This window comes from Nocardia sp. JW2 (genome assembly GCF_051843015.1).
Taxonomy (GTDB): domain Bacteria; phylum Actinomycetota; class Actinomycetes; order Mycobacteriales; family Mycobacteriaceae; genus Nocardia; species Nocardia coubleae.
This window is the reverse complement of sequence record NZ_JBPXLK010000002.1, coordinates 61,033-82,901: the sequence shown is the minus strand read 5'-3', so window position 1 is coordinate 82,901 and position 21,869 is coordinate 61,033. Positions and strand designations below refer to the sequence as shown.

The following is a 21,869-nucleotide window of genomic DNA, read 5'->3' as shown; positions in this document are numbered from 1 at the left end:
TACCTATCCATCCATCCCAGCCACCGCACGCCGCTGCTGCGACCGGCCGGCGTTGCCGATCATCTCACTCAACGCGACGATCGTCGCACCGGCACCTTCCCCTGGTTCGGCGACAGCGACCGCCGATTCGGTGAACACATGGCTCACCTCGTCGGCGCCGTCGTCACCGGACCCCAAAACGACAGCCGCACCGGCGATTCCGGCCGCGACCAGTTCGAGCACCCCGGCCACCGAATCCGGCCTGCCCGCCGTGCGGGTCCGTGATTCGAAATTCAGACCCGTACGCTGCCCGATCCGCTCGGCCGCACCGGCCAGCTCGTCGTAGTTCAGCACCCGGCCACCACCGACGAAGGCCACGTCGTCGCCGCGCAGGGCGCGGGTGCGGTGGGCGTAACCGATGGGGCGCGGTGACTCGGCGGCCAGTTCGGCGCGCAGGGCCGGGTCGGCCAGGTCGTACCAGTCCAGACCGTCGGGCGGGTCGAGGATGTCGAGGCTCAGCCCGAGCTTCACCTCCAGCCCGTCGGGTAGTGGCGCGTCGATGGTGAGCAGCGGCACCACCGCCGCCCCCGCCTTGAGCACCGCCCACACGGCGATGGCGGCCTCGGCACCCCGGTCGAGCCGGATCGCGACGCCATTGCCCGGTCCCGCACCACGCGCGATCAGCGACCGCGCCAACTGTGAGGAGCGGGCGTCGAACTGGTGGTAGCTCAGTTCGGCGTCGCCCAGGTCGAGGGCAGGCGCGTCGGGGTCCTCTTCCACGGCGGCGGCCAGTTCCTGGGCCAGCGCGGCGCCGTTGGCCGACGGGGCGGGCGCGTAGGCCGCGGCGGTGAGTTCGCGTTCCTTCTCCCTGGCATCGCGCAGGTCGATATCGCCCACTCGGACCGCGGGATCGGCGGCGACGGCCGCGACGATCTCGGCGAAGCTACGAGCCAGCGCGGCGACGGTGTGTTCCTCGAAAAGGTCTGTCGCATAGGTGAACACGACACCGACCTCGTCTGGCTCACCGGTGGCGGTGTGCGTGGGTTCCACGTTCACCTGCAGATCGAACTTGGCCGAGCGCGCGGCGGAGTCCACCGCCTCGATGGTGAGCCCGGGCAGCCGCAGGATCGGTGTCTCGTTGTTGTGGAACGACAGCACCACTTGGAACAGCGGGTTGTGCGAGACGGCGCCGGTGGGCGCCACCTCCTCCACGATCCGCTCGAACGGCAGGTCGGCGTGGGCGAACGCGGTGAGGTCGACTTCGCGTACGGTGTCGACGAATTCGGCGAAACCGCGCTGCGGCGTGACCTCGGTGCGCAGGGTCAGGGTGTTGACGAACATGCCTACCAGGTCGTCGAGCTCCGGCTCCCCCCGCCCGGCGATGGGCGTGCCGATGGCGATATCGGTGTCACCGCTCACCCGGGCGAGCAGCACCGCCAGCGCCGCGTGCACGACCATGAACAGCGACGCGTTGTGCTCGCGGGCGATCTCGGCCAGCCCGGCGTGCACGTCGGCGGGCAACGTGGTTCGCACATCGGCGCCACGCAGTGAGGCCTGCGGCGGACGCGGGTGGTCGTGCGGCAGCTCGATGGTTCCGGTGCGACCGGCCAGGGTGGTCCGCCAGAACGCGAGCTGGCGTGCGGCGGTGGAACTCTCGTCGTTCTCGTCGCCGAGCACCGCGCGCTGCCACAGCGCGTAGTCGGCGTACTGCACCGGCAGCGGCGCCCAGCTCGGCGAACGCCCCTCCACGCGGGCGCGGTAGGCGATCACCAGATCGCGGGCCAGCGGGGCGAGGGAGGCACCGTCGGCGATGATGTGCTGCACCACCACCGCGAGGACATGCTCCTCCTCGGCCAGCGGGTCGGTGTCGGGCACGGTGAACAGGCACGCGCGCAACGGAACTCGCTCGGTGACATCGAAACCACCGGCCAGCAGCCGCATCACCCGTTCGGCCGGGTCGTCGCAGGTCTCGATCGGCAGCCCGCCCGGCAGCACCGCGCTCACCGGCAGGATCTCCTGATACGGCAGCTCGCCCGGCGCGTCGGCCGGGAAGCGGGTGCGCAGCGCCTCGTGCCGCTCGAGCACATCGGCCACGGCGTAGCGCAGCGCCGAGGCGTCGAGCGCGCCGCGCAGGCGAAGCACCAGCGGGATGTTGTAGGCCGGGGAATCCGGGTCGATGCGGTTGAGCAACCACATGCGCTGCTGGGCGGGCGAGAGCGGGATGACGCCCCGATCCTGGGCGGGAACCAGCGGCGGGCGCGGGTTGGTGACCGCGCCGGGGCGCACCCGCGCGGACAGGGCGGCCACGGTCGGCGCCTCGAACAGGTCGCGCACCACCAGGTCGGCGGCCAGGGCGGCATCGATGCGGGCGATGGCCCGGGTCGCCAGCAGCGAGTTGCCGCCGCGATCGAAGAAGTTGTCGTCCAGGCCGACCTCGGGCACGCCGAGCAGGGTGGCGAACACCTCGGCCACGCTCTGTTCGATCGGGGTGGTCGGCGCGCGGAACGTCGCCGCCGAGGCGAACTCGGGGGCGGGCAGCGCGGCCCGGTCGAGCTTGCCGTTCGCGGTCAGCGGCAGCCCGGCCACCACCATCACGGCGTCGGGAACCATGTACCCGGTGAGGAATTCGGCGACGGTCGCGCGGACGGCCACCGGGTCGAGGTCTGCCCCCGCCACCGGGACGACGTACGCGATCAGCCGGTCGCCCGCGTGTTCGTCGGCACGCACGACCACCGCCGCCTGCCCGACACCGGCGACGCCGAGCAGCGCCGACTCGATCTCGCCCGGCTCGATCCGGAAGCCGCGCAACTGCACCTGCTGGTCACCACGACCGCCGTATTCGAGGGTCGGGGTGCCACGGAAGCTGACCCAGCGGCCGAGGTCGCCGGAACGGTAGCGCCGCGATCCGGGCGGACCGTACGGGTCGGCGACGAAACGGGTCGCGGTCAGTCCCGGCTTGCCGAGGTAGCCGCGCGTCACCTGGTTGCCCGCGACGTAGAGCTCACCGGCCACGCCGAAGGGCACCGGACGCAACCGGTCGTCGAGCACCGCGACCGAAAGACCCGGCAGGGCGCGACCGATCACGCTGCCCGCGGTCGCCGACGGCTGCGGCGAGAGAGCCAGATGCGACACGTGCACCGTGGTCTCGGTGATGCCGTACATGTTCACCAGTTCCGGTGCGGCCGGGCTGTTTCCGTACCGGTCGTACCAGCGGACGAGTTTGCGCGGGTCGAGCGCCTCGCCACCGAAGATCACGTAGCGCAGCGCGAGCGGGGCGGCGCCCGCGGCCTGGGCGGCGCGGTCGGCCTCGTCGAGCTGGGCGAACGCGGTCGGTGTCTGGCTCAGCACCGTCACCTGTTCGCGGGCGAGCAGGGCACGGAACTCGATCGGCGAGCGCGAGGTGACATGGTCGACGACCACCACCGACGCGCCACCGGCCAGCGCGCACCACAGCTCCCACACCGAGAAGTCGAAGGCGAAGGAGTGGAACACCGTCCATACGTCGTCGACGTCGAAGCTGAACAGCACCTGGGTATTGGCGAACAGCTCGAGCACATTGCGGTGGCTCACCGCCACGCCCTTGGGCAGACCGGTGGAACCGGAGGTGTAGATGACGTAGGCCAGATGGTCCGGACGCAGCGGAGCGTGACGTTCGGACGAGTGCAGCGGCGCGTCGGAATGCAGGGCGCGCTCGTCGAGCAGCACCACCGGCAATGCCGACGCCCAGCCGTGTCCGGCCTCGCGCAGGATGTCGTATTCCGACGACGAGGCAAGCAGCACAGCGGGTTTCGCGTCGTCGACCACGTACTCCAGGCGTTGTGCCGGGTACCCGGAGTCGATCGGCAGATAACCCGCGCCCGAGAGCAATACCGCGAGCAGCGCGACCGGCAGCTCCTCGGTGCGTGGCACAGCAACGGCGACAAGGGTTTCCGGACCCGCGCCGCGGGCGATGAGCGCACGGGCCAGCGCCGAGGCCTGGCCGAACAGGTCGGCGAAGCTCAGCGACCGCTCCCCCGCCCGCACCGCGACGGCGTCGGGCCGCTGCCGCGCCTGGGCGGCGAGGAGGTCGACCAGGGTCACCTCGGGAACCGGCACACCGGGCGAATTGCCCTCGCGGAGCACGAGTTCGCGCTCACCGGGAGCGAGGACATCGATATCCCCGACGGGCAGGGTCGGATCGGCGACGATGGTGCCGAGCACCCGCGCCCACCGATCGGCGAAATCGCTGACGGTGCCGCGATCGAACAGGTCGGTGGCGTACCCGAACGACACGGCCATGCCCTGCGGCGCGCCGTCGTCACCGATGTGTTCGGCGACCTCCACCTGCAGATCGAACTTGGCGATCGGCACCGTGAAATCACCGTCGCTGACGGTGAGCCCGGGCAATTCGAGATCGGTGCGGGCCAGGTTCTGGAAGGTGAGCATCACCTGGAACAGCGGATGCCGCGACGTCGAACGGACTGGCTCGAGCAGTTCGACGAGCCGCTCGAACGGCACGTCGGCGTGGCCGAAAGCCGCCAGGTCGCGGGCGCGGACGTCGATGAGCAGCTGCCGGAACGACACCGCCGGGTCGATCTCCGTACGCAGCACGAGGGTGTTGACGAACATGCCGATGAGTTCGTCGAGCGCCTGCTCGCCGCGCCCGGCGACCGGGGTGCCGATGGCGATGTCGCGGGTGCCCGACAGGCGCGCGAGCAGCAACGCCAGCGCGGTGTGCACCACCATGAACACGGTGGCGTTGTGTTCGCGCGCGAGGTTCTGCAGGCCGGCGTGCACCGAGGCCGGGACATGGATGTGGTGCAGGTCGCCCTCGTGACTGGCGACGGCGGGGCGCGGCCGGTCGGCGGGGAGTTCCAGCTGTTCGGGCAGGCCGGCGAGGGTGTCACGCCAGAACGCCATCTGGGTGGCGAGCAGCGAACGCGGGTCGTCCTCGCTGCCGAGCAGTTCGCGCTGCCACAGCGTGTAGTCGGCGTACTGCACCGGCAGCGGCGGCCACTGCGGTGCGCCCCCGCCGCGTCGCTCGGCGTAGGCGGTGAGCAGGTCCCTGGTGAGCGGGGCGAAGGAGAACCCGTCGGCGGCGATGTGGTGGATCACGCACGCCACGACGTGTTCGGACTCGTCGAGTTCGAAGATGCGGATCCGCACGGGCGGGGCCGCGGTGACGTCGAAGCCGGTGAGCACGGTGTCGGCGACAGCGTCGGCCAGCTCGGCCTCCTCGATCGCGACGACCTCGAAATCCGGGGTGGCCAGTGGATCGCCGGGCGCGAGGATGAGCTGGTGGCCGTGGCCTTCCAGCACCGGCCCGTCGACACCCTCGATGGCCGGGTACACCGTGCGCAGCACCTCGTGCCGGGTGGCGAGGTCGCCGATCGCGGCTTGCAGGGCGGGCAGATCCAGGCGCCCGTTCAGGCGGAGGACGAGCGGGATGTTGTCGACGGCCGAGGACGGGTCGAACCGGTTGAGGAACCACATCCGCTGCTGGGCGTAGGACAGCGGGATCTGTGCGGGTCGCGACCGGGCGACGAGCGCCAGCGCGCCCGACGAGGTCCGCTGCTGTTCGGCGCGCTGGGCCAGCGCGGCGACGGTCGGCGCCTCGAACACGGCCTGCACCGGCACCCGCACGTCGAGTGCGGCACCGATGCGGGCGACGGCCTGGGCGGCCAGCAACGAGTCACCGCCGAGTTCGAAGAAGTCGTCGTCGGCGCCGACCCGGCCCGCGCCGTCGCGCAAGAGCAGCGCGGCGAAGACATCGGCGACGGCCTGTTCGGCGGGGGTGGCGGGCGCGCGGAAACCGCGAGCGGTGAACACCGGGGTCGGCAGCGCGGCGCGGTCCAGTTTGCCGACCGAGTTCAGTGGCAGCTTGTCCAGGACCATGATGACGGCCGGAATCATGTACGCGGGCAGTGATTCGGCGAGGAATTCGGCCAGTTCGCCGGTGTCGACCGTGCGTCCGAGACGCGGCAGCACATACGACACGAGACCGGTGGCCCCCGACGGCATGGACTTGCCGAGGGTGACGGCGTAGTCGAGGTCGGGATGGGCGGTGAGGGCGTTGTCGATCTCGCCGAGCTCGATGCGGAACCCACGCACCTTCACCTGGAAGTCGGTGCGGCCGAGATACTCCAGGGTGGCGCCGGATTCCACGCGACGCACCAGGTCGCCGGTGCGGTAGAGCCTGCCCGGTCCGAACGGCGAGGCGATGAACCGCTGCGCGGTGAGCCCGGGCTTGCCGAGATACCCCTGCGCCAGCGCCGGACCCGAGAGGTAGAGCTCGCCCACCACGCCCGCGGGCACCGGGCGCAGCCGCGCGTCGAGCACGAACAGGCCCATGCCGGGCACGGCGGTGCCGAGGGTGATCGGCTCGTGCGGGTGCAGGGCGGCGGTGCTGGTGGCGAGAATGGTCGCCTCGGTCGGCCCGTAACCGTTGTGGAAGTTGCGGCCGTCGACCGCCCAGCGGCCGACCAGTTCCGGTCCGAACCGGTCGCCCGCCACGACGACGGTGCGCAGGTCGGGCAGCCCGGCCGGGTCGACCGACTCCAGGGCGCCGGGCGTGATGAGCAGATGGGTCACGCGCTCGCGGCGCAGCAGATCCGACAGTTCGAAACCGCCGAACACGCGCGGCGGCGAGATCACCAGGGTGGCACCGCCGGCGAAGGTGAGCAGCAGCTCGAGCACCGAGACGTCGAAGTTCGGCGAGCACACGTGCAGCACTCGCGAATCCGGGCCCACCCCGAAGTTCTCGCGTTCGGCCGCGACCAGCGAGGCGAGACCCGCGTGGGTCACCACCACGCCCTTGGGTTTGCCGGTGGAGCCGGAGGTGTAGATGACGTAGGCCGGGTGGGCCGGGTCGATCTGGCGCACCCGGTCGGCATAGCTCACCGCGTGCGCGGGGTGCGCCGCGATGCGCTCGGCGACGACGGGGTCGTCCAGTTCGATCCAGTACAGGCTGGTCCCGAGGCTCGCCCGGTGGGCGGCCGTGGTGAGACCGAGGGTGGCGCCGGAATCGACGGCGATGTGCGCGATCCGGTCGCTGGGGTAGGCCGGGTCGACGGGCACGTAGGCGGCGCCGGTCTTGGCGACCGCCCACACCGCGAGCACCGATTCGATGGAGCGGGAGATGCCGACGGCGACCACGTCGCCCGCGCCGACACCACGGCCGATCAGTTCACGGGCCAGCCGCGAGGAGCGTTCGTCGAGCTCACGGTAGGTGAGCACCTGCTCGGCGCCGGGCATGCCGGTCGGGTTGTAGCGCAGCGCGACGGAATCGGCTGCGGACTCGACAGCAGCCGTGAGCAACTGGCCGAACAGCGCTCGGCTGCCGGTTCGACGACGTTCACGGCCAGCGCGGCGGGGGCTTTCCACAGACCAATACACCTCTCGCGTCCGACGAGGCCGAACGGGACACAGCATAGATCTCTACCTTGCACCGCCGACCGTCGCCGAGGTGTGCGCCATGACACACCGACTCTCTGGCAACAGAATCGTAATCTGCCGCCCGCCCGTTACGTGGTGCTATGCCCAGACCCGCTGATGACCTGGTCCAGAACCGGTCCGATGACGGCCGGCGCCGGGTCGGCGAGCATGAGCTGATGTGTGGTGGCGACGGGGTGATCGACGATGACCCCGCTGATGTGGTGCCGCCACCGCGAAGCGCCGCCACGGTCCACGCCGCCGGTGTCCATGGCCGTGAAATAGGTGAGCGATCCGTCGAACCGGTCCGGGACGAGTTCGGTCACCAGCGCGACCGAACGCAGCGCGCCCCGGTACATCGCCACGAAATCGTCCCGTGAGATCGGCAGGTCGGCCGCGAGGGCGGTGTGCAGAGCGGCCACGGCGTCGTCACCGAGGTCGGCCAAATCCTCGGCCGAGGGGAGCTTGTCGTCGGGGATGCCCAGGTCGAGCAGAGCGTGACGCAGTTCGGCGCGGAAGTCGGTGAGGTCGGCGCCGGGCACACTGTCGAGCATGGTCAGCGAGGCCACCGTCTCGCCCGCCGCCTGCAGTCGGGTGGCGACAGCGTGGGCGAGCACACCGCCGAGCGACCAGCCGAGCAGCCGGTACGGGCCGTGCGGTTGGACGGCGCGGATTTCGGCCACATAGCGGTCGATCAGTTCGTCGGCCGTGCCGGGCTGGAAGCCGGGTTCGCTGAGGGCGGGTGACTGGATGCCGACCACCGGCCGGTCGGCGGGCAGGTACGGGACCAGCGACGAATACGCCCAGGCCAACCCGGATACCGGATGCAGACAGAACAGCGGTTCCGGACCGCCGACCCGCGTGCCGCCGCGGGCGGCGTCGTTCAGTGGCAGGACGACCGACAGCGCGGCCGCCAGATCCTGCTGTCCCGAACCACCGAGACGTTCGGCCAGGCCACCCACGGTGGGGTCGGCGAAGAACGCGGCGACGGTGAGCGCGGTTCCGGTGCGTTCGTGCAGGCGGTGGACCACGCGGGTGGCGAGCAGGGAGTTGCCGCCGAGGGCGAAGAAGTCGTCGTCGAGGCCGGGGTCGCCGACACCGAGCACCTCGGTGAAGACCTCGGCCACCGCGATCTCGTCGCCGCTTTCCGGCGCACGGTACCGGCGCGGTTCGATGACCGGTGCGGGCAGGGCGGCGCGGTCGAGCTTGCCGTTGGCATTGAGCGGCAGCCGATCGAGGACGACGAACGCCGACGGCACCATGTACGACGGAAGTACCTGCGCCACCGCGTTTCTGGCGACGGTCGCGGTGAGTTCGGCGCCGGGGGCGGGCACCACATAGGCCACCAGCCGGTCACCGAGCTGCGGGTCGGTGGTGGCGAGCACCGCCGCCTGGGCCACCTGCGGCGCCGCGAGCAGGGCCGATTCGATGTCGCCGAGTTCGATGCGGAAGCCGCGGATCTTCACCTGGAAGTCTGTGCGGCCCCGGTAGTCGAGTTCGCCGACCGCGTTCCAGGCGACCAGGTCGCCGGTGCGGTACATGCGGGCGCCCGGTTCGAAGGGGTTGGCGACGAAGCGGTCGGCGGTGAGGTCGGGGCGGGCGAAGTAGCCTCGGGCGAGCTGGTCGCCTGCCAGGTACAACTCGCCTGCCACGCCCGGAGGCACTGGCCGCAGGCGGGCGTCGAGCACGTAGACGCGGCTGTTCCATTCCGGTGCGCCGATCGGCACCGTGGTGCGGTCGGCGGCGGTGACGCGGTGGTCGGTGATCGATACCGCCGCCTCAGTCGGCCCGTACAGGTTGTGCAGGGCGGCGTCGGTGGCGGCGAGGAAACGCTGAGCCGTGTCGGCCGGGAGGGCTTCGCCGATGGCGAGCACGCGGCGCAGCGAAACCGGAAGCGCGCCCGCGCATTCGGTGAGCAAGGCGTCGAGCATGGACGGGACCACATGCAGCGTGCTCACCTGCTGATCGGTGAGCACCCGCAGCAGGTAGGCGGGGTCGCGGTGCCCGTCCGGTGCGGCGATCACCAGTGTGCCGCCGCTCACGGCGGTGGTCCAGAACTCCCAGACGGAGAGGTCGAAGGTGGCGGCGGTCTTCAGCAGCACGGAATCATCGCTGGTGAGGCCGAAATGTTGGGTCTTCCACAGCAATTGGTTGACGATGGCGCCGTGCGGCACCGCGACACCCTTGGGCTTGCCGGTGGACCCGGAGGTGAAGATGACGTAGGCCGCGTTCTCGGGCCGCAGGTGGCCCCGCCGCTCACGTGCCTCGATCGGACTCGCCGGATACCCGGCGAGATCGAGCGTGTCGATCGCGACAGCATCGCCGAAACCGTCACGCGCGGTGGTCAATACGCACACCGGCGCGGCGGTGTCGAGCACGTGGCGCACTCGGTCGGCGGGCTGATCGGGATCGAGCGGAACATAGGCCGCTCCCGTCTGAGCCACCGCGTACATGGCGACGACGAGATCCACGGACCGCCGGATGGTGAGCGCCACCCGGTCCTCCACTCCGACACCCTGCGAAATCAGGTGCCGCGCAAGCTGGTTCACCCTTGTCGCGAACTCGCGGTAGGTCAGCTCGGCCCCGTCGGGAGCGACCAGCGCCACCCGATCGGGATGCGCGGCGACCGTCTGGTCGAACAGTGCGGGCAGTGTGGTCGACGGGCGGACATGCCGGGTGTCGTTCCAGTCGTGCAGGATTCGTGTTCGCTCGTCCTCGGACAGGAGCTCGATCTCGCCGACGGGGCGCCGCGGGTCGGCGGCGATTCCCGCGAGTACCCGTGCGAACCGGTCGGCGTATGCCCGCGCGGTCTCCGGCTCGAAAAGATCTGTGGCGTAGGTGAGTACACCGTTGATGCCCTGGGCCGCGCCTTCGCTGTCGTAGGCGTCGGCGACGATGGCGTGCAGGTCGAACTGCGAGACCGCCAGGTCCACATCCACGCCTTCGACGTCCGTCTCCCCCAGCTCGAGTCCGGTGCGGGTGAGGTTCTGGAAGGACAGGCCGACCTGGAACAGCGGGTGCCGCGCGGTGGAGCGTGCCGGATTGATCGCCTCGACGAGGCGTTCGAACGGCAGGTCGGCGTGGGCGAACACCTGCAGGTCCGTTTCCCGTTGCCGCGCGAGCAGATCGGTGAACGGTTCGCCTGCGTTCAGGGTGGTGCGGAAGACGAGGGTGTTGACGAACATGCCGATGAGGTCGTCGAGCGCGGCCTCCCCACGACCGGCGACGGGGGTTCCGATGGCCAGGTCATCGGTGCCGGCCAGCCTGCCGAGAGTCACGGCGAGCGCGGCGTGCACAACCATGAACAGGGTGGCGCCCTGCGCACGGGCCAGGGCGAGCAGCGCGCGGTGGGTGTCGGCGTCGATCTCGATCGGCACCCGGCCACCGGCCAGCGACTGGACGGCGGGACGCGGGTGGTCGGCGGGCAGGTCGAGCTGGTCGGGCAGCCCGGCCAGGGCCGTGCGCCAGTAGTCGAGCTGGGCCGAGGCCAGCGAATCCGGGTCGTCCTCGCTGCCGAGCAGTTCGCGCTGCCACAGCGCGTAGTCGGCGTACTGCACGGGCAGAGGCGCCCAGTCCGGCGCGGTACCGGCCGAACGGGCGCCGTAGGCCAGCATCAGATCCCGGCTGAGCGGGGCGAGCGAGCTGCCGTCCCCGGCGATGTGATGCACGACGACCGCGAGCACCGATTCCTCGGGGCCGAGCTGGAACAGCGCGACCCGTAGCGGCACCTGACTGCGCACATCGAAGCCGTGGGAGCCGAGTTCCCGCATGGCCGACGGCAATTCGGCGGCCGTCAGGGTGCGCACCTCGAGCCGGGGTGTCGCCTCCGACGGGTCGAGGATCCGCTGCACCGGCCCGTCGTCGGTCTCGGGGTAGACGGTGCGCAGGGTCTCGTGCCTGGCCACCAGGTCGGCGACGGCCGCGTCGAGCGCGGCCACGTCGATGGCGCCGGTGAGCCGCACCGCCATCGGGATGTTGTAGGCCACCGACCGCGGATCGAACTGGTTGAGGAACCACATCCGCTGCTGGGCCAGCGACAGCGGGATCCGGTCGGGCCGCTCGCGGGCCACCAGCGCGGGACGCGCACCGGCACCGGCGGATTCGGCGAGCCGACGCGCCAGGGCCTCCACCGTCGGCGCCTCGAACAGCAGCCGCACCGGGAATTCGGTGTCGAGGGCGGCACCGAGCCGGGCCGCGACCTGGGTGGCCAGCAGCGAGTTGCCACCGAGGGCGAAGAAGTCGTCGTCGAGGCCGAGCTGGGTGTCGGCGTCGAGCACCTGGGCGAAGGTGCCTGCCACGATCTGCTCGACCGGGGTGACGGGCGGGCGGAATGCGGCGTGCTCGAGCACCGGCGCGGGCAGCGCCCGGCGGTCCAGCTTGCCCACAGGGGTGAGCGGGATGGTGTCGAGTTCCATCAGCACGGTCGGCACCATGTGCGCGGGCAGGCTGCGTTCGGCGAACGCGGTGAGCTCCGCGGTGTCGACAACGGCACCCGGGGCGGCGTGCACGTAGGACACGAGAATCGTCGCGCCGCTGTCGAGTTCGTGGCCGACAGTGGCGGCGAAGTCAAGACTCTCGTGCGCGGAGAGCACGGCGTCGATCTCGCCCAGCTCGATCCGGAAACCACGGATCTTCACCTGGAAGTCGTTGCGCCCCACGTACTCCAGGGCGCCGTCGGTGGTCCAGCGGACCAGGTCGCCGGTGCGGTAGAGCCGGGAACCGGCGGGCTCGAACGGGTTCGGCACGAAACGCGACGCGGTGAGCCCCGGCCGCGCGTGATAACCGCGGGTGAGCTGGGCGCCGGTGATGTACAGCTCGCCGGTGACACCGGGCGGCACCGGGCCGAGCCGGTCGTCGAGCACGTATTCGGCGACACCGGCCAGCGGTCCGCCGATGGTGAGCGGATCACCCGGCTTCAGCGGCACACTGATATTGGTGACGATGGTGGTCTCGGTGGGCCCGTACACATTGTGGAACTGCCGCAGACTGCCGTCGGCCAGCGGAATCGCCCAGCGCCGCAGCAGATCCGGCGGACATGCCTCGCCGCCCACCGCGACCACCCGGAAGTCGTCGAGACCGGCGGGGTCGATCGAGGCGAGCGCGGCCGGGGTGATGAAGGCGTGACTCACCCGCTCCCGGCGCAGCAGCGCGGCCAGTTCGTCACCGCCGAACACACTGGGATCGACGATCACCATGGTCGCGCCCGCACCGACGGCGAGCAGCAGTTCGAGAATGGAAGCATCGAACGACGGTGAGGCGAAATGCAGTGTCCGCGAATGCGCTTCGACCCCGTAGTGCTTGCGCTGTTCGGCACTGAAGCCGGCGAGCCCGGCCTGCGACACCGCCACACCCTTGGGCAGACCCGTCGAACCCGAGGTGTAGATGACGTAGGCCAGGTCCTCGGCGCGGATCTGGCGCACCCGGTCGGCATTGGTGATCGGTACACCGGAGAACTCGTCGAGTCGCGCCACCGTTGCCGCGTCGTCGATGGCCAGCCACTGCACCTGCGCGGGCAGCCGCTCGGCCGCGCTCGCGACGGTCAGCCCGAACACCGCCCCGGAATCGGTGACCATGTGCGCCACCCGGTCCGGCGGGTAGTTCGGGTCGACGGGCACGAAACCGGCACCGGTCTTGGCCACCGCCCACACCGCGAGCACCGACTCGATCGAGCGCGGAATCCCCAGGGCCACCAGGTCACCCGCGCCGATCCCGCGCGCGATGAGCAGGCGCGCGATGCGGCTGGACCGCTCGTCGAGCTCGGCGTAGGTGAGGCTACCGAGGGTGCGGGTGGCATCGGCCAGCACCACGGCGACACCGTCGGGAGCGGTCTCCACGGCGGTGGCCAGCAGCTGCGGCAGCGCGGTCACCCGGGCGCGGCGTGTGCGCACCGGGCGGGTGCGTACCGGTCGTGTCATCGCGAATCCACCTCATCCGTCACCGAAACTGGGTCACTGCCCTCGGTCATGGTTTCAGACCGCGGCGGCGCTCAGCTCGGCGAGTACCAGGACCACCTCGGCCCGGCCCGCGTCGCCGGGTGCCGCGTCGTCGGCGATCACCGCGCGCAGATCCTCGAGCTCGCCCGTGTCGACCAAGTCGAGACCGGCCCGGTCACCGAACAGGTGACTCACCCATTCCTCGGCGAGCGCCGCCGACGGATCGCCGGTGACCAGCACCATCGACGCGCCGGCCACACCGGCCGCGACCGGTTCGACGACGGCCGCGAAGGTGTCGGTCGCGGTGGCGAAGGTCCGTGATTCGAAGGTGAGCTCGGCCTCGGTGCGCACCCGCGAGCCCGCCGTGGCGAGGTCGTCGTAGCTGCGCACACCCTCGGCACCGACGAAGGCCGGGTCGCTGCCGCGCAGGGCGCGGGTGCGGTCGGCGTAGGTCACCGGGCGGGCCGACTGCGTGGACAGTTCGGTGCGCACGGCGGGATCGTCGAGCACCACCCAGTCGAGCTCCGACGAGGGTGCCGTGCCGGTGGTGATGCCGATCTTGGCCGTCGGCTCGGCCGCCGTCTCCCGCGAGAACGGCACGATCGCCGCGCCCGCCTTGAGCACCGCCCACACCGCGACGGCCCAGTCGGCGCCACGCGGAAGAGCAAGGGCCACACCGGAACCCGGTCCGAAGCCACGCGCGATCAGCAGGCGTGCCAGGCGCGAGGAGCGGGCGTCGAGCTGTTCGAAACCGAGCTGCTCGTCGCCCCAGACCAGCGCCGGGCCGTCCGGGTCGTCCTCGGCGGCGGCGGTGAACGCCTGGGTGAGGGTGGTTCCGCCGGTCGCGGTGGTCGGCGCGGGCGCCTGGGCGGCGCCTGCGAGCAAGCGGGCCCGTTCGCTCTCGTCGAGGATGTCGATGTCGCCCACGCGGACCTGCGGGTCGGCGGCCACCGCCGTGAGGATGCGAGCGAAGCGCGTGCCGATGGAACGAACGGTCGCCTCGTCGAACAGATCGGTGGCGTAGTTGAACAGGGCGACCAGCTCACCGGGCGCGCCTTCGTCGGTGTAGCGCGGCTCCACGTCGACCTGCAGGTCGAACTTGGCCGACACCCCGGTGTCGAGCGCGGCGACGGTGAGGCCGGGCAGTTCGAGTGCGGCGGTCTCGTTGTTGCTGAAGGTCAGCGCCACCTGGAACAGCGGGTTGTGCGCGCTGCCCTTGCCCGGCGCCACCACCTCGACGACCCGCTCGAACGGCAGATCGGCATTGGCGAACGCGCCGAGATCGGTCTCGCGGGCCAGGTCGACGGCCTCGTCGAACGAACCGGCCGGGTCGAGGGCGGTGCGCAGCGTGAGCGTGTTGACGAACATGCCGACCAGCTCGTCGAGCGCCCGCTCACCACGACCGGCGACAGCGGTGCCGATCGCGATGTCGGTGCTGCCCGACAGCCGGGCGAGCAGCACGGCCAGCGCCGCGTGCACAACCATGAACAGCGACGACTTGTGCTCGCGCGCAAGATGATTCAGCTGCTCGTGCACCTTGGCCGGCAACCGCAGCTCGGTGGTCGCGCCGCGCAGGCTCGGCACCGAGGGGCGCGGACGGTCCTGCGGCAGCTCGAGCAGCGGCGGCATCCCGGCCAGCTGGGTGCGCCAGTAGTCGAGCTGGGCGGCGGCCACCGAACCCGGCTCGTCGTCGGCGCCGACCACTTCGCGCTGCCAGAGCGCGAAGTCCGCGTACTGCACCGGCAGCGGGGTCCACGCCGGGCTCTGCCCACCCGTACGGGCGACGTAGGCGGTGATCAGGTCGCGCGCCAGCGGGGCGAGCGAGGCACCGTCGGCGGAGATGTGGTGCACCACGAACACCAGCAGCGAGTCCGACGATCCGTCGGTGAGCAGCCGCGTCCGCACGGGCACCTCACGGGTGACGTCGAATCCGGCGGTCGCGAGTTCGGCGACCCGGCCGAGCACGTCGTCGGTGGTCTCCACGACCAGGCCGTCGGGCAGCACCTCGGCGACCGCGACGATCTCCTGGTAGGCGCCCTCGCCGTCGGTGGCGGGGAAACGGGTGCGCAGCGACTCGTGCCTGCCGAGCACATCGGCGATGGCGGCGTCGAGCGCGGCCACATCGAGGTCACCGGTGAGGCGGAGCGCGAAGGGCAGGTTGTAGGCGCCCGACGCGGGATCGACCTGGTTGAGCACCCACATGCGCTGCTGCGCCAGCGACAGCGGAATCCGCTGCGGGCGCGCAGCGGGGACGAGGGCGGGCCGTGCGCCGGCACCGCTCGCGCTGATCCGGGCGGCCAGCGCGGTCACCGTCGGCGCCTCGAACAGGTCGCGGATGCTGATGTCGGCGTCGAGCGCCTCGTTGATCCTGGCGATCGCGCGGGTGGCCAGCAGCGAGTTGCCGCCGAGCGCGAAGTAGTCGTCGTCGGCGCCGACCCGGGCCATGCCGAGCAGTTCGGCATAGACGCCCGCCACGATCTCCTCGGTGGGCGTGGCCGGTGCCCGGAACTCACCCGCGGTGAAGGTGGGGGCGGGCAGCGCCTTGCGATCGAGTTTGCCGCTGGGGTTGAGCGGCAGTTCGTCGAGCGCGACCAGCGCGGCCGGGACCATGTAGGACGGCAGGATCTCACCGATAGCGGCCAGCAGCGGTGCCGGTTCGATCGTGGCGCCCGGCTTGGGCACCGCGTAGGCCACGAGCTGTTCTCCCGCAGGCGAATCCGCGACGATCGCCACGGCCTGGCTCACCGCGGGCTGGCCGAGCAGCGCGGTCTCGATCTCGCCGAGCTCGATGCGCTGACCACGGAACTTCACCTGGAAGTCGGTGCGACCCAGGTATTCCAGCGTGCCACGGCCGTCTGGCTGCGTGCGCCAGACCACCAGGTCGCCGGTGCGGTACATGCGCGCGTTCACACCGAAGGGATTGGCGACGAAGCGGTCGGCGGTGAGGTCCGGCCTGGCGACATACCCGCGTGCGAGCTGATCACCGGCGAGGTAGAGCTCGCCGACGACACCCGCGGGAACCGGGCGCAGCCGCGAATCCAGCACGTACACCTGGGTATTCCACTCCGGCACACCGATCGGCACCGAGCCGCGGCCCGGGTCGTCGGCGGGCCAGTAGGTCACCGAGACGGCGGCCTCGGTGGGGCCGTACAGGTTGTGCACGCGGGCGTCCGAGACCGCGCGCATGGCGGCGACGGTCTCCGGCGGCAGCGCCTCACCGATCGCGAACACATCGCGCAGGGTGGGAATGCTGCCCGGTGCGGTGTGCGCGGCGAAGACGGTGAGCATCGACGGCACGAAGTCGGTCATCGTGACGCGTTGCGCCGCAATGGTTTCGGCGATGTAGGCCGGGTCGCGGTGCCCGTCGTGGGTGGCGACGACCAGCTTCGCGCCGGTGCGCAGCGGCATGAAGTAGCCCCACAGCGACACGTCGAAGGTGGTCGCGGTCTTCTGCAGGTACACATCGCCGGGGCCGAGCGGGTATTCGGCGAGCATCCAGGCGATCTGGTTCTCGATCGCCGCGTGCGACACCGCGACGCCCTTGGGCCTGCCGGTCGAGCCGGAGGTGAAGATCACGTAGGCGGGGTGCTGCGGCAGGACCGGACTCGCCAGCTCGGACGCCGTGAGCGGTTCGGCCGAGAAGCCCTGCAGCGCAACGGTATCGATCGCTATCACCGGCGTTCCGGCGGGCACCTCGACCGCGTCGGCGGTGGTGGTGAGCACGCACACCGGCTGCGCGGTGTCGAGAATGTGGGCGATGCGCTCGGCGGGGTGGTCCGGGTCGAGCGGCACGTACGCGCCACCGGCCGTGACGATGGCGTACATGCCGACCACCAGATCGAGCGAACGCCGAACGGCCAGCGCCACAAACGATTCCGGCCCGACACCGTCGGCGACGAGTTTGCGCGCCAAGCGGTTCACCCGCTCGTCGAACTCCCGGTACGTAAGCTCGGTGCCCTCGTAGGCGAGCGCGACCGCATCGGGGTGTTCGGCCACCGCACGGCGGTAACCGTCGAGCAGCAGCGCGGGCGCCAGCTCGTGACGGGTGTCGTTCCAGCCCAGCAGGATTCGATCCAGCTCGGCCTGCTCCATCAGCTCGTGCCCGCCGAGCGGGGCCGCCGGGTCGGCGACGACGGCGGTGAGCAGGCGGACGAACCGGGCGGCGATACCTTCCACGGTCGCCGCGTCGAACAGGTCGGTCGCATAGGTGAGGCCGACCGCGATGCCGTGCGGTACGCCGTGGCGGTCGGTGTCCTCGACCATCTCGAACTGCAGGTCGAACTTGGCGAACGGGATGCTCAGATCCACCCCGCTCACGGTCATCCCCGGCAGCTCGAGCGCCGTGCGCGCCATGTTCTGGAAGGCGAGCATCACCTGGAACAGCGGGTGCCGCGCGGTGGAACGGGCCGGATCGAGCAGCTCGACCAGCCGCTCGAACGGCACGTCGGCGTGGCCGAACGCGGCCACATCGGTGGCGCGGGCCTGGGCGAGCAGTTCCTCGAAGCCCATCGCCGGATCCACCTCGGTGCGCAGCACGAGGGTGTTGACGAACATGCCGATGAGGTCGTCGAGGGCGGCGTCACCACGGCCCGCCACCGGCGTGCCGATCGCGATATCGGTGCTGCCCGACAGCCGCGCCAGCAGCGCCGACAGCGCCGCGTGCACCACCATGAACAGCGTCGAGTTGTGGGTGTGCGCGAGCTTGTCCAGCCCGGCGTGCACGTCGGCGGGGATGCGGAAGTCGAAGGTGGCGCCACGGTAGGTGGTCACCGACGGGCGCGGCCGGTCGGCCGGGAGGGCGAGCTGGTCGGGCAGGCCGGCGAGCTGGGTGCGCCAGTAGCCGATCTGCTGCGACAGCACCGATTCCGGGTCGTCCTCGGTGCCGAGCACGGCGCGCTGCCACAGCGTGAAGTCGGCGTATTGCACACGCAGCGGCGGCAATTGGAGTTCGGACCCCGCGCTGCGCTGCACATAGGCGGTCATCAGGTCGCGGGTGAGCGGGCCCATCGACACACCGTCACCGGCGATGTGGTGGACCACGCAGATCAGCACATGCTCCTGCGCGGTGAGCCGCAGCAGCCGCAGCCGGATCGGCGGCGCGAGCGACACATCGAAGCCGACACCGACGGTCTCGGCGACAAGCCCGGGCACCTGCTCCTCGGCGACCTGCTCGCAGACCATCTCCGGCACCGCGCGCGGATCGGACACCGGCAGAATCAGCTGCTGACCGGCCCCGTCGACCTGCGGGTACATGGTGCGCAGCACCTCGTGCCTGGTCACCAGGTCGCGCACCGCCGCGCGCAGGGCGTCGACGTCGAGCGCGCCCGACAACCGCACCGCGATGGGCATGTTGTTCACGGCACTGGCCGGATCGAACCGGTTCAGGAACCACATCCGCTGCTGCGCGAACGACAGCGGAATGATCTCGGGCCGCTCCTGGGGCACCAGTTCCTGGCCGGAGCCGGTGCCGATGTGGCGTTCCACCCGTTCGGCCAGCGCCGACACGGTGCTCGCCTCGAACAGCACCTGCACCGGCACCCTGGTGTCGAGCGCGGCGCCGATGCGGGTGGCCGCCTGGGCGGCGAGCAGCGAGTTGCCGCCGAGTTCGAAGAAGTCGTCGTCGGCGCCGACCCGGATCTCCTCGTCGCCACCGGTGGTGAGCAGGGCGGCGAAGACGTCGGCGACGATCTCCTCGACCGGGGTGGACGGTGCGCGGAACTCGCGCGCGGCGAACACCGGTTCCGGCAGGGCGTTGCGGTCGAGCTTGCCCACCGGGGTGAGCGGGATCCGGTCGAGCACCATGATGGCGGCCGGAATCATGTAGCCGGGCAACGACTCCGAGAGGAACGCGTCGACGGCGGGGATGTCGAGGGTGGCGCCCGCGCGCGGCAGCACATACGACACCAGCGCGGTGACGCCGGAGGGCAAGGTCTTGCCGAGAGTGGCCGCGAAGTCGATGTCGGGATGCGTGGTGAGGGCGTTGTCGATCTCGCCGAGCTCGATGCGGAAGCCGCGGATCTTCACCTGGAAGTCCGAGCGGCCCATGTATTCGATGACACCGTCACCGGATTCGCTGCGGCGCACCAGGTCGCCGGTGCGGTACAGCCGGGCGTTGGCGTCGCCCGCCTGCGCGCCGAACGGGCTCGCGACGAAACGCTCCGCGGTCAGCGCGGGCCGGTTCAGATAACCCTGCGCCAGCGCGGGACCGGACAGGTACAACTCGCCGATCACCCCGGCGGGCACCGGTCGCAGCCGCGAATCGAGCACGAACGCACCGATTCCGGCGATGGCCGAACCGATCGTCACCGGGGCGGCGGGATCCATCGGCGAGGTGCTGGTGGCGAGGATGGTCGCCTCGGTCGGGCCGTAACCGTTGTAGAAGCGGCGATCGCCGACGGCCCAGCGGCCGACCAGTTCCGGGCCGAACTTGTCACCCGCGACCACGACGACCTTCAGATCGTCGAGATCGGCCGCCTCCACCGATTCCAGCGCACCGGGCGTGATGAGCATGTGCGACACCCGCTCGCGGCGCAGCAGGTCGGCCAGTTCGAAGCCGCCGAACACCTGCGGCGGCGCGATCACCAGGGTGGCGCCCGCCGAGAACGCCAGCAGCAGCTCGAGCACCGACACATCGAAGTTCGGCGAGCACACGTGCAGCACGCGCGAGTCGGCGGTGACGCCGTAGTGCTCGCGTTCGGCGGCGACCAGCGGGGCGAGGCCGGTGTGGGTGACCACGACGCCCTTGGGCTTGCCGGTGGAGCCGGAGGTGTAGATCAGGTACGCCGGATGACGCTCGTCGAGCGTCCGGACGCGGTCGGCGTAGGACACCGGGTGCGCGGGCTGGGCGACGATCCGCTCGGCGGTCGCGGAGTCGTCGAGCTCGAGCCACGGCAGCGTGGTGCCGAGGACCGCGCGGTGCGCGGTGGTGGTGAGGCCGAGGACCGCACCGGAGTCGGACAGGATGTGGGCGATGCGGTCGGCCGGGTAGTTCGGGTCGACCGGCACGTAGGCGGCGCCGGTCTTGGCGATGGCCCATACCGCGAGCACCGATTCGATGCTGCGGGCGATGCCGATGGCGACCACGTCGCCGGGGCCGATGCCGCGTCCGATCAGTTCCCGCGCCAGCTGGGCCGACCGCTGGTCGAACTCCGAATAGGTGAGCTCGCGCTGATCGGTGGGCTCGCCGGTGGGATTGAACCGGACTGCCACCCGATCGGCCGACGACTCGACAGCGGCGGTCAGCAACTGCCCGAAAGTCGGACTGCTCGACCGGCGACGGCGGTTACCGCGGGCAGAACGACGGGCAGTTTCCATGCGGGATCATTCACCTCTCATCGAGCCTGACGCGCGGCCACAACCGCACCGTGCAGATCGAGCCATCATATCGACCGTCCACACACATACCGGGATCGCGCCGGTAGCCCCCAGAATCTCGGGCCCAGAGGAGTATCGGCGCAGGCTTTGTCACTGTTGCCCGTTCAACGGCAAAGTGACGGGGCTCATACGAACCACCGTCACTCGATCGTGCCTGTTTGCGGGCGATATCCGCTCAGTGAGCCGACGGGCCCCATTCCATCGGAACGCCCTTGGAAGCCAGGTACGGCAGCGGGTCGATCTTGGCGCCGCCCTGATCCCAGATCTCGAGGTGCAGGTGCGGGCCGGTGGACTGGCCGCGGTTGCCGACGGTCGCGATGACCTGGCCCGCGTTCACCCGCTGGCCCTCGCTGACGAGCATGTCGTTGACGTGGCCGTAGACCGCGGTGGTGCCGTCGTCCTGCAGCACCCGCACCCACAGGCCGAAGCCCGAGGCCGGGCCCGCCTCGATGACGGTGCCGTTCATGACCGAGTGGATCGGGGCGCCGATGGAGTCGGCGAAGTCGATGCCGCTGTGCATGGCGCCCCAGCGGGCGCCGAAGCCGGAGCTGATGGGACCGGCGACCGGGCGGGCGGCCTGCGGCGGCGCGACCTGGTGCTGGATGCCCTGCAGGATGTCTTCGACCTGCGCCAGCGGGCCGGAGATCTCCGGGGGCAGGTTGCCGATACCGAACGGGGCGGCCACCGGAGCGGCGATGGGGGCGGCGACGGCTTGCATCGGCGCGGGCGCCTCGACGTGGGAGGCGACTTCCTGCGCGGCGACGAGGTTCACGTCTTCGCGGGCCGACTCGGGAACGACGGATTCCTCGACGTCGTCCTGGGTGGTCGGCAGCAGCGGGGCAGCGTAGGCGATGGCGGGGACGACCTGCGCGGCGGTCCCGACCAGGGCGCCCGCGGCGACCGCGGCACCGGCGGCAGCCCGCACCCGCTCGGTGCGCGAGGGCGCGGCGCGGTGCCGGCTGGGGCGTCCGGCGCCACCGTCGGCCAACAGAGCCTTGACGGAGATCGAATCGGGGCCCATACGGTGCTGCGACAAGGTTTCGTCCTAGCGTCCGGCGACAATGACGGTACGAAGCCGATCTCGCGATCGACCTGGGATCTCTCCCGATGCCGGACTATGTGTAACGGTTCGGCATCCGTCGTGATGTGAACTGTACCGCGCCGTGATCATTC

General features: G+C 70.9%; 4 protein-coding genes. All 4 read right to left on the bottom strand.

What is annotated here, in order from left to right; translation table 11 throughout:
* Positions 1–3: 3 nt before the first annotated feature.
* Positions 4–7,341 carry an amino acid adenylation domain-containing protein gene (locus tag ACSVDM_RS03565; RefSeq protein ID WP_439262772.1) on the bottom strand — a complete coding sequence of 2,446 codons (7,338 nt, stop codon included), beginning with the start codon at positions 7,339–7,341 and terminating at the stop codon, positions 4–6.
* Between the two features lie 140 nt (positions 7,342–7,481).
* The gene (locus ACSVDM_RS03560; RefSeq protein WP_439263207.1) at positions 7,482–13,277 is read right to left on the bottom strand and encodes an amino acid adenylation domain-containing protein; all 5,796 of its coding nucleotides are present in this window, start codon (positions 13,275–13,277) and stop codon (positions 7,482–7,484) included.
* An 81-nt stretch (positions 13,278–13,358) separates the two neighbouring features.
* On the bottom strand, positions 13,359–20,567 hold the full coding sequence (locus tag ACSVDM_RS03555; protein WP_439263205.1) for an amino acid adenylation domain-containing protein: 7,209 nt from the start codon (positions 20,565–20,567) through the stop codon (positions 13,359–13,361).
* A 304-nt stretch (positions 20,568–20,871) separates the two neighbouring features.
* Entirely contained in the window at positions 20,872–21,732 is an 861-nt protein-coding gene (locus ACSVDM_RS03550; RefSeq protein WP_439262770.1) for a M23 family metallopeptidase, read from the bottom strand.
* Between the last annotated feature and the right edge of the window lie 137 nt (positions 21,733–21,869).